We start from the raw sequence: 15,335 nt of genomic DNA, 5'->3' as shown, positions 1-15,335 counted from the left end.
TTGTTTACTGCATATCAAGAAGCGCGCAGCTGGATTCACGGGCGGCTGAAATTCGGGGTGAAACCCGGGCTTGGCCGAATGGAGCAGCTGATGGCGCGTTTAGGACATCCTGAAAAAAAAATCCGCGCGCTCCACGTCGCAGGAACAAACGGTAAAGGATCAACTGTCGCTTTTATCCGTTCCATGCTGCAGGAAGCCGGATATACGGTAGGAACGTTTACATCGCCTTATATCATTACGTTTAATGAACGGATCAGCGTAAACGGGACACCGATTACAGATGAGGAATGGACAGCACTCGTCAATCAAATGAAACCGCACGTTGAAGCCCTTGATCAAACGGAACACGGGCAGCCGACAGAATTTGAAATTATGACGGCCTGTGCATTTTTATATTTTGCAGAATTTCATAAGGTTGATTTTGTTATTTTTGAAACAGGTTTGGGAGGCAGATTCGATTCTACGAATGTAGTAGAGCCGCTTTTAACTGTGATCACAAGCATCGGACACGATCATATGAATATTTTGGGAAACACCATTGAAGAAATTGCAGGAGAAAAGGCCGGTATTATTAAAGAAGGTATTCCAATCGTTACAGCAGTTACCCAGCCTGAAGCTTTACAGGTCATCCGCCATGAAGCTGAACGGCATGCTGCGCCGTTCCAGTCATTACTTGATACCTGTGTTATTTTCAATGAAGAGGCTCTGCCTGCAGGAGAACAGTTTTCATTCAAAACGGGCGAAAAATGTTATGAAGATATTCGGACATCCTTGATTGGCACCCACCAAAGACAAAATGCTGCTTTATCCATTTTGGCTGCGGAGTGGCTCAATAAGGAGAATATTGCCCATATCAGTGATGAAGCGTTAAGAAGCGGGCTTGTGAAGGCTGCTTGGCCTGGACGGTTAGAGCTTGTTCAAGAAAATCCTCCGGTTTACTTAGACGGTGCGCATAACGAAGAAGGTGTTGAAAAGCTGGCGGAAACGATGAAGCAGCGTTTCGCCAATTCACGCATTTCTGTGGTATTTAGCGCGTTAAAGGACAAACCGTATCAGAACATGATTAAAAGACTGGAAACCATAGCTGATGAGATTCATTTTGCTTCTTTTGATTTTCCCCGTGCTTCTCTTGCAAAAGATCTCTATGATGCAAGTGAAATCAGCAATAAAAGCTGGAGTGAAGATCCAGACGATGTGATCAATTTCGTAGAAAGCAAAAAGGATTCACATGAAATTGTGCTGATTACCGGATCTCTTTATTTTATTTCTGACATTCGCAAACGGTTGAAATAAACGCATCAGGTTCCGGCAGAATCGAAAAAAGATTCTGCCGGCTTTTTTATGTGTAAAATTGCATAATCCCGATTGGAGTTCAGGTTTCTCATTTTGCTACAATCCATAGCATAACTCAGTGAGTAAAGGTGTGTTGTCTATGCTATTCATTCTTTTTATCTTCGGGCTTATCCTTGGTTCTTTTTACTATACGGCCGGACGCCGTATCCCCTTACATCTATCTATTATCGCGCCCCGTTCATCATGCTCGTTTTGCCGGCGGGCTTTGACCCCTGCAGAATTAATTCCCATCCTGTCATTCCTATTTCAAAAAGGTAAATGTAAAAGCTGCGGGCATAGGATTTCTTTTATGTATCCCGCGGCAGAGCTTGTGACAGCGTGTTTATTTGCCGCCGCAGGAATACGCTTTGGCATGTCGCTGGAATTGTTAACCGCTGTCGTGTTTTTCTCTCTTCTCATTATTGTTGCAGTGACAGATCTTCATTATATGCTGATTCCAAATCGAATATTGATTTTTTTCCTTCCCTTTTTGGCGGCCGCGAGATTGATTTCTCCGCTTGATTCCTGGTATGCAGGCCTGTTAGGTGCTGCAGCCGGATTTCTATTTCTGGCTTTAATTTCAGCAATCACTCATGGGGGAGTAGGGGGAGGAGATATTAAATTATTTGCGGTGATTGGCTTTGTGCTTGGTGTGAAAATGCTGGCGGCTGCCTTTTTCTTTTCTGTTTTGATAGGCGCATTGTACGGGTCGGCAGCTGTTCTGACTGGTAGACTCGCCAAAAAGCAGCCGCTTCCCTTTGCCCCTGCAATAGCGGCAGGGAGTATTTTAACCTATTTATACGGGGACTCTATCATTTCGTTTTATATCAAAATGGCATCGGGATGACTGCTGAAAAATTTGACGAACGTTTTTTGGACAAGACGACAAAAGTCTTGTTCTTTTTTTTTTCGCCTGTGCTAAAGTGTGTAGCATGAAAAGCCGACAAGAACGGTCAAGCAAATGAAGGGAGGAAGCGGAATTGAAAAAAAGAAAGAATAAAAAAAACAGTAAAGCCGCAGAAAAAGCCCTCAAGGTGACGATTAATGGAAAAGAAGAGACAGTTTACGAACAAGAGACGCAAGATACAGAGGCGGATAAAAGCATGACATTTTCAAATTGGGAGGAAAAAAGAAAGGCAGAACAAGAGGTTGCGGCATCCCAGGAACATCCTGATGAAGATGAATTTAATTGGGATTCCGAGGAGGACAAGGTGTTTAAAGAGGACCCTAAAGTTGTTCCTCCTTATCAAAAGAAAAAATCAAAGTCTTATGCAAAAGGAAAGACCGGGACTGCCAAACCAGTAAAAAGAGTGGCTGCGACGATTGCCTTCGCGGCTGTCATTGGCACTGGGTTAGGGCTATTCGCGTTAAGCATGTCGGGGAATAAAGAAGCGTCAGCACCGGCCTCTTTAGAGGATTCTCTAGGCAGCCAAACGGCAAAAGCCGGAGATGCTTCTGCTGATAAACAAACCTCAGGCACAGAAAAGCAAGCGGCACAAACTGAAGGTACATACAAAACATACGCTGTACAAGCCGGGAAATTTTCAAATGAAAAGGGCGCCGAAACGTTAACAAAACAATTGACCGAAAAAGGTTATTCCGCCGTGTCACTGTCAAAGGATGACGGGTATACGTATGTTATTGCAGGCTTAGCAAGTGAAAAGGAGGTCTCACAGCAGTTAGGACAGCTTTTAATCGACAGTGATTTTGAAGCTTGGGGAGGTAAGGAGCTTTCTTTATCAATAGAGTCGGATATGACAGATTCTTTTAAGGAAACAGCTGAGCTTGCGACAAAGGCGATTCTCGGAGAAGACATTGCAAAAGCGAGTGTAGAAAAAATAGAAAAGTCGCTTGGTGAAACAAAAGCGTCAGAAACAGGAGAGAAAAAAGCGATTCTGCAGGCATTAAAGGAGTTAGAGGAGCCAAGTGCTGCAGCCGGATGGAAGGCTCAGCAGCAGCTGTTAGCCGTCGTTAAATAAGAGAAAATGCGTGAGCCTTCGTCCTTTAGTGACAGGCTTTTTTTATTTTGTCATGAAAAAGTTATTTTTCTGAAATTGTGACAAGCCCCGTGATTTGGTAGGATAAACGAGTATCTTTTTTTCTTAAGCAAACCCTGAAAGGATGACGAACATGACAAAACCGCTAATACTTGCATCACAATCTCCGCGCAGGAAAGAACTCCTCGATCTTCTCCAGCTGCCCTACTCCATTATTGTCAGTGAAGTAGAAGAAAAATTAAATCGAAACCTTTCACCAGAAGAAAACGTCCAATGGTTGGCAAAACAAAAAGCTAAGGCTGTTGCTGATCTCCACCCGCATGCAATTGTTATCGGTGCTGATACAATGGTATGCCTTGACAGCGAATGCCTCGGAAAACCGCAGGATCAAGAAGAAGCTGCATCCATGCTGCGGAGGCTTTCAGGCCGAAGTCACTCAGTAATAACCGCGGTCAGCATTCAAGCTGAAAATCACAGCGAGACTTTTTATGATAAGACAGAAGTTGCGTTTTGGCCCCTCAGTGAAGAAGAGATTTGGACGTATATTGAAACAAAAGAGCCGATGGATAAAGCAGGTGCATACGGCATCCAAGGAAGAGGCGCGCTTTTTGTAAAGAAAATAGACGGAGATTATTATTCAGTCATGGGCCTTCCTATATCAAAAACAATGAGAGCTCTACGTCATTTTGATATAAAGGCATGATGATTTTATAAACGGGAAGGGAAAGAAAAGGAGTGCTTGGTCATACACGATCTGCCATTAAAACTCAGAGATTTCCCAACGAAAGAAAAGCCAAGAGAACGGCTCCTGAAAGTCGGAGCCGAGAACTTAGCGAATCATGAACTTTTGGCTATATTATTGCGGACAGGGACTAAACACGAATCTGTTTTGGAGCTGTCAAACCGGCTGCTGCGCTCTTTTGACGGGCTGCGTCTGCTGAAGGAAGCATCGGTTGAAGAGCTGTCAAGCATCCCGGGAATCGGTATGGTAAAAGCGATTCAAATACTGGCAGCAGTTGAGCTCGGAAGCCGGATTCATAAATTAGCCAACGAAGAACATTTCGTCATTCGCTCCCCGGAAGACGGCGCTAATCTTGTCATGGAGGATATGCGCTTTTTAACCCAGGAGCATTTTGTCTGTTTATACTTAAATACAAAAAATCAAGTCATCCATAAACGCACCGTATTTATCGGAAGCCTGAATTCATCTATTGTCCACCCGCGAGAGGTGTTTAAAGAAGCGTTTAAACGATCTGCCGCTTCCTTTATCTGTGTTCATAATCATCCATCTGGAGATCCAACGCCGAGCAGGGAAGATATTGAAGTGACAAGACGGCTGTTTGAATGCGGAAACCTGATTGGCATCGAGCTGCTCGACCATTTGGTGATCGGGGACAAAAAATTTGTGAGTTTAAAGGAAAAAGGATATTTGTAACACTTTTTTTTTCGTCGAATTAAGCTATAATAGAGTTTATGAGTTTTTCCCTTTAGGGTATTTTTGCTTTAAGAAAGGAAGATACATACATATGTTTGGAATTGGTGCAAGAGACCTTGGTATAGATCTTGGAACTGCGAATACGCTTGTTTTTGTAAAAGGAAAAGGAATTGTTGTGAGAGAGCCGTCAGTTGTCGCTTTGCAGACGGATACGAAATCGATTGTTGCTGTCGGAAATGATGCGAAAAATATGATTGGACGGACACCGGGCAACGTGGTGGCTCTGCGCCCGATGAAAGACGGCGTTATCGCTGATTATGAAACTACGGCGACGATGATGAAATATTACATCAATCAGGCCATTAAAAATAAAGGCATGTTTGCCAGAAAACCATATGTAATGGTATGTGTTCCATCAGGTATTACAGCTGTTGAAGAACGTGCTGTTATCGATGCGACAAGACAGGCGGGAGCGCGTGACGCGTATCCGATTGAAGAGCCATTTGCTGCAGCAATCGGAGCCAATCTGCCAGTTTGGGAACCGACTGGAAGCATGGTTGTTGATATCGGAGGCGGTACGACAGAAGTTGCGATTATTTCCCTCGGAGGCATCGTAACGTCTCAATCAATCCGCGTAGCCGGTGATGAGATGGATGACGCGATTATCAACTACATCAGAAAAACATACAACCTGATGATCGGTGACCGTACGGCTGAAGCGATTAAAATGGAAATCGGATCTGCAGAAGCTCCTGAAGAGTCCGATAACATGGAAATCCGCGGACGCGATCTGCTGACAGGTCTGCCGAAAACAATCGAAATTACAGGAAAAGAGATTTCTAACGCTCTACGCGACACTGTATCTACAATTGTTGAAGCCGTGAAGAGCACACTCGAAAAAACACCGCCTGAGCTTGCAGCAGATATCATGGACAGAGGTATAGTGTTAACCGGCGGCGGAGCGCTTCTTCGCAATTTGGACAAAGTCATTAGCGAAGAAACGAAAATGCCGGTCCTTATCGCCGAAGATCCGCTTGATTGTGTAGCGATCGGAACAGGGAAAGCACTGGAGCACATCCATCTTTTCAAAGGGAAAACTAGATAATCGGGAGTTCAATAGAAGAGGTGTAACACGATGCCGAATAAGCGGTTAATGCTATTACTTCTGTGTATTATCATATTGGTGGCTATGATTGGATTTTCGCTGAAGGGCGGCCGCAATACCACCTGGCCTGAGAAAGTGATCGGCGATACGACGGGAGTATTTCAAAATATTTTTCATACGCCTGCCGAATTTTTTGCAGGAATATTTGAGAACATCAATGATTTAAAAAACACATACAAAGAAAACGAGCGTCTGAGAGAAAAGCTTGACGGACAGACACAATATGAAGCCAAGCTTCAAGAGCTTGAAGAAGAAAACAAATCCTTGCGTGCCGAGCTTGGCCATGTCAAATCGATTAAGGATTACAAGCCGATTTTGGCAACGGTCATCGCCAGAAGCCCTGATAATTGGGCGAAACAGGTCACCATTAACAAGGGGACTCAGCAAAACGTAGCGAAAGATATGGCCGTTACGAACGAAAAAGGTGCATTAATCGGCAAGATCAAAAGTTCCGGACTGAACAATTTCACTTCAACTGTTCAGCTTTTAAGCGATACTGACCGCAATAACAGAGTCGCGACGAAAATTTCCGGAAAAAAAGGCAGCAAAGGCTACGGCTTGATCGAAGGGTATGACAAAGAGAAAAAACGTCTTAAGATGACAATTATTGAGCGTAAGGATAAACAAGACGTGAAAAAAGGCGATCTTATTGAAACATCAGGCACAGGCGGTGTTTTCCCAGAAGGGCTGACAATCGGTGAAGTGACTGATATCGAGTCAGATTCCTATGGATTAACGAAGGTTGCTTATGTAAAACCTGCGGCTGACCTTACCGATTTAAATAATGTGATCGTTGTTAACCGTGACGTGCCGACTGTCGATACAGAGGAGGAAGGATCGTGAAACGTTTCCTTCTCCCTTTCGTTATGATGCTTGTTTTTTCTGCGGAAAGCATTTTTACAGATTTGGTGCATTTTCCTTTCGTTACAGACGACCAAGTGCTCGCTCCGCGTTTTTTGATGCTTGTATTGATATTTATGTCGGCTTTCATCAACCAAAAACATGCGATGATTTACGGATTTATATTTGGTTTTCTATATGACATGAACTATACAAGTCTATTAGGCGTTTACATGTTTGGTTTTGCAGGGCTATGCTATTTGGCTTCAAAAGCGTTTAAAGTGCTGCATACAAACGCATTTGTAGTGATATTGATAGCAGTTCTGGCTGTCTGTCTGCTCGAATTTTACGTATTCGGCATTCAGTCTTTGATTCATAAAGATATTATGACGTTTAACGGATTTGTGCTTGACCGGTTTATACCGACAATTTTATTGAATATTGTAGCAGCTCTTATTCTTGTTCTGCCGTTTAGATTATTTTTTATGAGTCTAAAGAAAGAATTGAGAGATGAGTAAAAAGGATTTTATCTTTTTTTGACGAAATGAGTATGTTGTTGAGGTGAATATTGTGAAGACCAAAAAGCAGCAATATGTAACGATAAAAGGAACAAAGAATGGGTTAACATTGCATCTGGATGATGCGTGTTCTTTTGATGAGCTTCTCGATGGTCTTCAGAATATGCTGTCAATTGAACAATATACCGATGGAAAAGGCCAGAAAATCAGCGTCCATGTTAAGCTGGGAAATCGCTTTTTATATAAGGAGCAAGAGGAACAGCTGACTGAATTGATTGCGTCAAAGAAAGATTTGTTTGTTCATTCTATTGACAGTGAAGTCATTACTAAAAAAGAAGCACAGCGGATAAAAGAGGAAGCCGAAATTATTTCTGTTTCAAAAATTGTCCGTTCAGGCCAGGTGCTGCAGGTAAAAGGCGACTTGCTCCTGATCGGTGATGTGAATCCCGGCGGAACAGTCAGGGCCGGAGGGAACATTTTTGTTCTGGGCTCCCTGAAAGGAATCGCGCACGCCGGTTTTAACGGAAATAATCAAGCGGTCATCGCCGCCTCTGAAATGCTGCCGACACAATTAAGAATCAATCATGTGTTAAATCGCTCCCCAGACCACATTCAAAAAGGGAACGAAATGGAATGTGCTTATTTAGATACAGACGGAAATATGGTCATTGAACGCCTTCAACATTTGGCTCATTTAAGACCTGATCTAACAAGGCTTGAGGGAGGAATGTGAATTGGGTGAGGCTATCGTAATAACTTCGGGAAAAGGCGGAGTAGGTAAAACAACAACATCTGCGAACCTCGGTACCGCCTTAGCCATTTTAGGGAAGCGCGTATGCTTAGTGGATACTGATATAGGACTGCGCAACCTTGATGTTGTAATGGGTCTTGAAAATAGAATTATTTACGATCTTGTAGACGTTGTAGAGGGCAGATGCAAAATGCATCAGGCGCTCGTAAAAGACAAACGTTTTGATGATCTGCTCTATTTAATGCCTGCTGCTCAAACGAGCGATAAGACAGCTGTTGCTCCTGAACAAATTAAAAACATGGTCCAAGAGCTCAAACAGGAATTTGACTATGTCATCATAGACTGTCCTGCGGGAATCGAGCAAGGGTACAAAAATGCCGTTTCCGGAGCTGATAAAGCGATTGTGGTCACTACGCCTGAAATCTCAGCCGTTCGTGATGCTGACCGTATTATAGGGCTGCTGGAGCAAGAAGAAAATGTTGAATCGCCGCGGCTTGTTGTAAACAGAATCAGAAATCACCTGATGAAAAACGGTGACACGATGGATATCGACGAAATCGTACAGCATCTGTCGATCGATTTGCTCGGAATCGTGGCTGATGATGATGAAGTCATTAAAGCTTCCAATCATGGCGAACCGATTGCGATGGACCCGAAAAACCGCGCTTCCATTGCATATCGAAATATTGCCCGCCGTATTTTAGGTGAATCTGTTCCTTTACAAGTGCTTGAAGAGCAAAACAAAGGAATGATGGCTAAGATTAAGTCATTTTTCGGCGTAAGATCTTAATGTGATAGAATCAAAGAGAAGAATCTGACAAAGCAAATGCTGTGTCAGGTTTTTTTGTTTTTGTCTGCTTTGTTCCTGACTAAACCGAATATTTGCCATGGACAAGACATATGATGTACAAACCCAACGAATGCAAAGGATGATGGCAATGAGTCACAGAGCAGATGAAATCAGAAAACGATTAGAGAAAAGAAGAAAACAGCTTTCCAGCTCAAAACGTTTCTCTACTCAGACAGTTTCTGAAAAGCAGAAACCCCCGTCCTGGGTGATGGTAACGGATCAGGAAAAGCATGGAACACTTCCGGTCTACGAAGATAACATGCCAACATTCAACGGAAAACACCCATTGGTGAAAACAGATTCAATTATCCTGAAATGTCTTCTTTCGGCCTGCCTTGTTCTCGTTTCGGCTATAGCCTATAAAACAAACATTGGACCTGCCAGCCAGATTAAACCCGCAGTTGCCAAAACTTTCGAAACTGAATTTCAATTTGCTTCGGCAAGCCATTGGTTTGAAACGAAATTTGGAAATCCGCTTGCTTTTCTGGCTCCTGAACACAAAGATAAGGAACAGCAGGTTGAAGTAAGCAAAGATCTGGTCGCGCCTGCATCCGGGAAAGTACAGCAGGATTTTCAGAACAATGGGGAAGGAATTAAAGTTGAAACAAGCAGCGATACGATTGATAGCGTAAAGGAAGGCTATGTGGTTGAAGTCAGCAAAGACAGCCAGACGGGATTGACGGTTAAGGTGCAGCATGCTGACAACACCTACAGTATTTATGGCGAGCTCAAAGATGTGGATGTTGCTTTATATGATTTTGTGGATAAAGGCAAAAAGCTTGGTTCAATTAAGCTTGATGATCATAATAAAGGGGTCTATTATTTTGCCATGAAAGACGGCGATAAATTTATTGATCCGATTCAGGTGATTTCATTTGAATAAATGGCTCGACCTTATCTTAAAGATCCATGTGCATCCTTTTCTTTGGATTATCGCGGCGCTGGGGCTGCTCACAGGCCATATGAAAGCATTATTTTGTCTGCTCCTGATTGTATTGATTCATGAGCTGGGGCATGCTGCTCTGGCTGTGTTTTTTTCTTGGAGAATCAAGCGTGTATTTTTGCTGCCGTTTGGCGGAACGGTTGAAGTGGAAGAGCACGGGAATCGGCCGTTAAAGGAAGAATTTGCGGTCATTATTGCCGGCCCTCTTCAGCACATCTGGCTTCAGGTTGCTGCCTGGATGCTTGCAGAAGCCTCAGTGATTCATCAGCATACCTTTGAACTCTTCACCTTTTATAATCTTTCTATTTTATTTGTCAATCTACTGCCGATTTGGCCGCTGGATGGCGGAAAACTGTTATTTTTATTGTTTTCCAAACAGCTGCCCTTTCAAAAGGCTCACCGGCTCAATCTAAAAACGTCGCTCTGCTTCTGCCTGTTGCTTGGGTGCTGGGTTTTATTTGTGATTCCTCTGCAAATCAGCGCATGGGTTTTGTTTGTCTTTCTGGCTGTTTCTTTGTTTGAGGAATATAGGCAAAGGCACTATATCCATGTGAGATTTCTTCTTGAAAGGTATTACGGAAAAAACCGGGATCTTGAGAAACTTCTGCCGCTGACAGTAAAGGCGGAGGATAAAGTCTATCACGTGATGGCCGAGTTCAAACGCGGCTGCAAACATCCAATTATTATTGAGAAATCAGGCGAGAAGCTCAGCCAGCTTGACGAGAATGAAGTGCTGCACGCTTACTTTGCCGATAAGCGGACGAATTCCTCCATGGAGGAACTGCTGCTGCCTTACTAAAATCGATTGACAAACGTCTTGTATTTTGGTATATTTTTTAATGTTATGGATGTAGCACCATTGCTACAACCGCTCAGTACAGGTGTTAAGAGCTTTTACAGCCCCCTGGTATCTGGCGAGTCTTAGTCTAATAGGAGGTGCAGAGAATGTACGCAATCATTAAAACAGGCGGTAAACAAATCAAAGTTGAAGAAGGCCAAACTGTTTACATCGAAAAACTTGCTGCTGAAGCAGGTGAAACAGTTACTTTTGAAGACGTTTTGTTTGTTGGCGGAGACAACGTGAAAGTCGGCAACCCTACAGTTGAAGGCGCGACAGTAACGGCTAAAGTTGAAAAACAAGGCCGCGCGAAAAAAATCACTGTTTTCAGATACAAAGCAAAGAAAAACGTTCATAAAAAACAAGGTCATCGTCAGCCTTACACTAAATTGACGATCGAAAAAATCAACGCGTAAGCATGATTCAGGCAACAATCAGAAGGTCTCATGATAAAGGCATATTGTCTTTTGAAATGACGGGCCATGCGAATTTTGCTGAACATGGACAAGATCTTGTTTGTGCCGGAGTGACAGCCGTTGTGTTTGGAGCCGTTAACGCGGTCATTGTGCTCGCAGGCTTCGAGCCGCTTCTTGATATAGGGGAGGACGGGGGTTATTTTTATTTTGAATTTCCTGAATCTCTTGATCCGGATGCGCGTCAAAAAGCTCAGCTGCTGATTGAAGGCATGATTGTTTCGCTGGAGACAATCGAACGGGATTACAAAGACAACTTGCGTGTGACCACAAACATAATATAGGAGGTGAGCTACATGCTTAGATTAGATCTTCAGTTTTTCGCTTCTAAAAAAGGAGTAGGTTCTACAAAGAACGGACGTGACTCTGAGGCTAAACGTTTAGGTGCTAAACGTGCTGACGGTCAATTCGTAACAGGCGGTTCTATCCTTTACCGTCAACGCGGAACAAAAATTTACCCAGGTGAAAACGTGGGCCGCGGCGGAGATGACACTCTATTTGCGAAAATCGACGGAACTGTTAAATTCGAACGTTTCGGGCGTGACCGCAAAAAAGTGAGCGTATATCCTGTAGCTCAATAATGATTCAAAAAACTCCGGTCGTTGATGACTGGAGTTTTTTTTGCAATACGCGGAGTAAACACCTAGAATGAAATGCAGAGTATGTGCGAGCAGACCCCGCCAAGAATGAGAATAAACATCTCAAACCCACTGGATATGTTCCCCAAGCAGTAATACATAAAATGTTCTGCCTGGCTGCAAATCAACCAAAGCGCCAGAAAAAAAGGAACATGATATTTCTGGGAAAAACAATTGTTTTTCTAACAAAGCCTTCTCTGTTATAATTCATAATACACACTTATACAGACTCCTAAATAAGAAATTAAATGATTGGGAGTGCGAAAATGAAGGATGTTTCAAAAAATCAAGAAGAAAATATAAGCGACACGGCATTAACAAACGAACTGATTCATCTGCTTAGCCATTCCCGGCATGATTGGATGAATAAGCTGCAGCTGATTAAAGGAAACTTAAGCTTACAGAAGTATGATCGCGTCTTTGAAATGATTGAAGAAATGGTTATAGACGCAAAGCACGAATCAAAGCTCTCAAACCTGAAAACACCGCATTTGGCGTTTGATTTTCTTACATTTAATTGGAAAACCCATTATATGACGCTTGAATATGAAGTTCTTGGAGAAATTAAGGATTTGTCGGCTTATGACCAAAAGCTGGCGAAACTGATGAGAAAGCTGTTTGATTTGTTTGATCAAGCGGTCAGCAGAGAGAGTGAAAACCATTTAACGGTTTCGCTCCAAACAGATCATCCTGATAGACAGCTGATTCTGTACCTTGATTTCCACGGCGCCTTTGCCGATCCATCTGCTTTTGATGATATTCGGCAGAATGGATATGAGGAAGTTGATATCATGCGTTTTAAAATCACAAGTCACGAATGTCTGATTGAAATTGGATTGGACTAGCGGAGTTTTAACGGTTAGAACGGAGGACATTATGTTTGTAGATCAGGTCAAAGTATATGTAAAAGGCGGCGACGGCGGCAACGGGATGGTTGCGTTTCGCCGTGAAAAGTATGTGCCAAAAGGCGGCCCTGCCGGCGGCGACGGAGGAAAGGGAGGAGACGTCGTTTTTGAAGTGGATGAAGGTCTCCGCACCCTAATGGATTTTAGATACAAAAAACACTTTAAAGCGATTCGCGGCGAGCATGGCATGTCCAAAAACCAGCACGGACGAAATGCTGATGATATGGTCATTAAAGTTCCGCCAGGCACCGTTGTGACAGACGATGATACAAAACAGGTCATCGCTGATTTAACAGAGCACGGACAGCGGGCTGTCATTGCAAGAGGCGGAAGAGGCGGAAGAGGGAATAGCCGCTTTGCTACACCGGCTAATCCCGCGCCTCAGCTTTCAGAAAACGGCGAGCCGGGAAAAGAACGCTACATTGTTCTTGAATTAAAAGTGCTTGCAGATGTCGGACTCGTCGGGTTCCCGAGCGTAGGAAAATCGACGTTGCTGTCTGTTGTCTCATCTGCAAAACCGAAAATTGCGGACTATCACTTTACAACGCTTGTGCCGAATCTCGGTATGGTTGAAACGGATGACGGACGCAGCTTTGTAATGGCAGATTTACCAGGACTGATTGAAGGCGCACACCAAGGCGTCGGACTTGGCCATCAGTTTTTGCGCCATATTGAACGGACACGAGTTATTGTTCATGTCATTGACATGTCCGGCTTAGAAGGCCGCGATCCGTATGATGATTATGTCACGATTAATCAGGAACTGAGCGAGTACAATCTGCGACTCACTGAGCGTCCGCAAATTATCGTTGCAAATAAAATGGACATGCCGGAGGCTGCAGAAAATCTTGAAGCCTTTAAAGAAAAACTGACGGATGATTATCCGGTATTCCCGATCAGCGCGGTGACAAGAGAAGGCCTTCGCGAGCTTCTGTTTGAGGTTGCCAATCAGCTTGAGAACACACCGGAGTTCCCGCTGTATGATGAGGAAGAGCTTACACAAAACCGTGTCATGTACACGATGGAAAATGAAGAAGTGCCATTTAACATTACACGCGATCCAGACGGTGTATTTGTGCTTTCAGGAGATAGCCTTGAGCGATTATTCAAGATGACTGATTTCTCACGTGATGAATCGGTTAAACGGTTTGCGAGACAGATGCGCGGAATGGGTGTTGATGAAGCACTCAGAGAACGCGGAGCCAAGGATGGAGATATTATCAGGCTTCTTGAATTTGAATTTGAATTTATTGATTAATGAAAGTTGGCTGAGAAGAGAGCCTGGTGTCAGGCTCTCTATTTTAAAGGGGAGATGCAAATGAAAGAGGAGACATTTTATCTTGTCCGTGAAGATGTATTGCCCGATGCAATGAGAAAAACGTTGGAAGTCAAAAAGCTGCTTGATCGAAAAAAAGCAGACTCAGTAGCAGATGCCGTTCAAAAGGTTGATTTAAGCCGAAGTGCATTTTATAAATACAGAGATGCTGTTTTTCCATTCTACACTATGGTTAAAGAACAAATTATCACACTTTTCTTTCATTTAGAGGACAGGTCAGGTGCGTTATCTCAGCTCCTTCAGGCGGTAGCTGATTCTGGAAGCAACGTTCTTTCCATTCACCAGACCATTCCGCTTCAAGGGAGAGCAAATGTGACACTGTCTATCAGTACGTCTGCAATGGAAGAAGACATTCATACATTAATGAATAAGCTCAGGAAGTTTGATTTTGTAGAAAAGGTTGAAATATTAGGTTCAGGTGCATAAGGGAGAGAAAATCGTCATGAAAGTCGGTTATTTAGGTCCAGCAGCTACATTTACACATCTAGCAGTCAGTTCTTGTTTTCAAAACGGCGCCGAACATGTGGCTTACCGCACCATTCCGGAGTGTATAGATGCGGCAGTTGCAGGCGAAGTTGATTTCGCTTTTGTTCCTTTGGAAAATGCATTAGAAGGATCAGTAAATCTGACAATAGACTATTTAATACATGAACAGCCCTTGCCAATCGTGGGTGAAATGACGTTGCCGATTCATCAGCATTTGCTCGTCCATCCCTCTAGAGAGAATGCGTGGAAAGAGCTCGACAAAATTTACTCACATTCACACGCGATTGCGCAATGCCATAAATTTCTCCATCGTCAATTTCCTTCCGTTCCATATGAATACGCCAATTCTACCGGGGCGGCAGCAAAGTTTGTCAGTGACCATCCCGAGCTGAATATCGGGGTCATTGCCAATGATATGGCAGCTTCTACATACGAATTAAAAATCGTGAAACGGGATATACAGGATTATAGGGACAATCATACAAGATTTGTTATCCTGTCCCCGGATGAAAACATATCTTTTGAAGTGAATTCAAAATTGAGTTCCAGGCCGAAAACGACCTTAATGGTCATGCTTCCGCAGGATGATCAGTCGGGGGCGCTGCATAGAGTGCTGTCTGCATTTTCTTGGAGAAATTTAAACTTGTCAAAAATTGAGTCACGTCCGACTAAAACGGGATTAGGCCATTATTTCTTTATTATTGATATTGAGAAAGCATTTGATGATGTATTGATTCCAGGAGCCATGCAGGAGCTTGAAGCGCTTGGCTGCAAAGTGAAGCTTTTGGGTGCATACCAGTCCTACCAATTATAAAAAAGCCCTCTAGA

Annotated in this window: 20 protein-coding genes and 1 other annotated feature; of the genes, 19 read left to right on the top strand and 1 reads right to left on the bottom strand. The window is 43.4% G+C overall.

What is annotated here, in order from left to right; genetic code table 11:
• The 15 genes from CDO84_RS13210 to rpmA all read left to right on the top strand — a co-directional run bounded on the left by CDO84_RS13210 (window position 1) and on the right by rpmA (window position 11,723).
• On the top strand, window positions 1-1,293 hold the full coding sequence (locus CDO84_RS13210; protein ID WP_040082263.1) for a bifunctional folylpolyglutamate synthase/dihydrofolate synthase: 1,293 nt from the start codon (window positions 1-3) through the stop codon (window positions 1,291-1,293).
• A 139-nt stretch (window positions 1,294-1,432) separates the two neighbouring features.
• The gene (locus CDO84_RS13205) at window positions 1,433-2,179 is read left to right on the top strand and encodes a prepilin peptidase (protein ID WP_082032956.1); all 747 of its coding nucleotides are present in this window, start codon (window positions 1,433-1,435) and stop codon (window positions 2,177-2,179) included.
• Window positions 2,180-2,312: 133 nt separating this feature from the next.
• Window positions 2,313-3,311, top strand: a complete 999-nt coding sequence (locus CDO84_RS13200) for an SPOR domain-containing protein (protein WP_040082265.1) — start codon at window positions 2,313-2,315, stop codon at window positions 3,309-3,311.
• A gap of 151 nt (window positions 3,312-3,462) precedes the next feature.
• Complete coding sequence (locus CDO84_RS13195) at window positions 3,463-4,032, top strand: Maf family nucleotide pyrophosphatase (RefSeq protein ID WP_040082267.1); 570 nt, start codon at window positions 3,463-3,465, stop codon at window positions 4,030-4,032.
• Window positions 4,033-4,068: 36 nt separating this feature from the next.
• A complete protein-coding gene (gene radC / locus CDO84_RS13190) occupies window positions 4,069-4,764 on the top strand; it encodes a RadC family protein (RefSeq protein WP_014664850.1) in 696 nt (231 codons plus the stop codon).
• A gap of 91 nt (window positions 4,765-4,855) precedes the next feature.
• Window positions 4,856-5,869 (top strand): cell shape-determining protein MreB, encoded by a 1,014-nt coding sequence (mreB, locus tag CDO84_RS13185; RefSeq protein WP_003229650.1) that lies wholly within the window; start codon window positions 4,856-4,858, stop codon window positions 5,867-5,869.
• Window positions 5,870-5,899: 30 nt separating this feature from the next.
• Complete coding sequence (gene mreC, locus CDO84_RS13180; RefSeq protein WP_040082268.1) at window positions 5,900-6,772, top strand: rod shape-determining protein MreC; 873 nt, start codon at window positions 5,900-5,902, stop codon at window positions 6,770-6,772.
• Window positions 6,769-7,287, top strand: a complete 519-nt coding sequence (gene mreD, locus CDO84_RS13175; RefSeq protein ID WP_014664848.1) for a rod shape-determining protein MreD — start codon at window positions 6,769-6,771, stop codon at window positions 7,285-7,287. Before mreC ends, mreD begins: the two co-directional genes overlap by 4 nt.
• A 52-nt stretch (window positions 7,288-7,339) precedes the next feature.
• Complete coding sequence (gene minC / locus CDO84_RS13170) at window positions 7,340-8,020, top strand: septum site-determining protein MinC (RefSeq protein WP_014664847.1); 681 nt, start codon at window positions 7,340-7,342, stop codon at window positions 8,018-8,020.
• 1 nt (window position 8,021) lies between these two features.
• Complete coding sequence (minD, locus tag CDO84_RS13165) at window positions 8,022-8,828, top strand: septum site-determining protein MinD (RefSeq protein WP_014664846.1); 807 nt, start codon at window positions 8,022-8,024, stop codon at window positions 8,826-8,828.
• Window positions 8,829-8,976: 148 nt separating this feature from the next.
• Entirely contained in the window at window positions 8,977-9,771 is a 795-nt protein-coding gene (gene spoIVFA / locus CDO84_RS13160; RefSeq protein WP_040082269.1) for a stage IV sporulation protein SpoIVFA, read from the top strand.
• On the top strand, window positions 9,764-10,630 hold the full coding sequence (gene spoIVFB, locus CDO84_RS13155) for a stage IV sporulation intramembrane metalloprotease SpoIVFB (protein ID WP_040082270.1): 867 nt from the start codon (window positions 9,764-9,766) through the stop codon (window positions 10,628-10,630). Before spoIVFA ends, spoIVFB begins: the two co-directional genes overlap by 8 nt.
• Window positions 10,631-10,687: 57 nt before the next feature.
• Window positions 10,688-10,763: a sequence feature (ribosomal protein L21 leader region), on the top strand.
• 13 nt (window positions 10,764-10,776) lie between these two features.
• A complete protein-coding gene (gene rplU, locus CDO84_RS13150) occupies window positions 10,777-11,085 on the top strand; it encodes a 50S ribosomal protein L21 (RefSeq protein ID WP_010330275.1) in 309 nt (102 codons plus the stop codon).
• Between the two features lie 2 nt (window positions 11,086-11,087).
• Complete coding sequence (locus CDO84_RS13145; protein WP_014477547.1) at window positions 11,088-11,426, top strand: ribosomal-processing cysteine protease Prp; 339 nt, start codon at window positions 11,088-11,090, stop codon at window positions 11,424-11,426.
• Between the two features lie 12 nt (window positions 11,427-11,438).
• Window positions 11,439-11,723, top strand: a complete 285-nt coding sequence (gene rpmA / locus CDO84_RS13140) for a 50S ribosomal protein L27 (RefSeq protein ID WP_003222623.1) — start codon at window positions 11,439-11,441, stop codon at window positions 11,721-11,723.
• A gap of 120 nt (window positions 11,724-11,843) precedes the next feature.
• Here the strand turns inward: rpmA and CDO84_RS21445 are convergent, their stop codons facing one another.
• Window positions 11,844-11,969 (bottom strand): hypothetical protein, encoded by a 126-nt coding sequence (locus CDO84_RS21445; protein ID WP_156122883.1) that lies wholly within the window; start codon window positions 11,967-11,969, stop codon window positions 11,844-11,846.
• Window positions 11,970-12,046: 77 nt separating this feature from the next.
• Between CDO84_RS21445 and spo0B the strand changes: the two genes are divergently transcribed.
• From spo0B to pheA, 4 genes are read left to right on the top strand one after another with little or no spacing between them, the layout of a single operon-like run.
• The gene (gene spo0B / locus CDO84_RS13135; RefSeq protein ID WP_014664842.1) at window positions 12,047-12,625 is read left to right on the top strand and encodes a sporulation initiation phosphotransferase Sop0B; all 579 of its coding nucleotides are present in this window, start codon (window positions 12,047-12,049) and stop codon (window positions 12,623-12,625) included.
• 31 nt (window positions 12,626-12,656) lie between these two features.
• Window positions 12,657-13,943 carry a GTPase ObgE gene (gene obgE, locus CDO84_RS13130; protein WP_014664841.1) on the top strand — a complete coding sequence of 429 codons (1,287 nt, stop codon included), beginning with the start codon at window positions 12,657-12,659 and terminating at the stop codon, window positions 13,941-13,943.
• Between the two features lie 60 nt (window positions 13,944-14,003).
• Window positions 14,004-14,447 carry a transcriptional regulator ThrR gene (gene thrR / locus CDO84_RS13125; protein ID WP_003222630.1) on the top strand — a complete coding sequence of 148 codons (444 nt, stop codon included), beginning with the start codon at window positions 14,004-14,006 and terminating at the stop codon, window positions 14,445-14,447.
• A 16-nt stretch (window positions 14,448-14,463) separates the two neighbouring features.
• Window positions 14,464-15,321 (top strand): prephenate dehydratase, encoded by an 858-nt coding sequence (gene pheA / locus CDO84_RS13120; RefSeq protein ID WP_040082272.1) that lies wholly within the window; start codon window positions 14,464-14,466, stop codon window positions 15,319-15,321.
• The last annotated feature ends 14 nt before the right edge of the window (window positions 15,322-15,335 follow it).

Origin of the sequence: Bacillus sp. MD-5 (genome assembly GCF_002201875.1) — a bacterium.
Taxonomy (GTDB): Bacteria; Bacillota; Bacilli; order Bacillales; family Bacillaceae; genus Bacillus; species Bacillus stercoris.
Note: the sequence above shows the minus strand (reverse complement) of the source record. Positions and strands in the feature narration are given on the sequence as shown.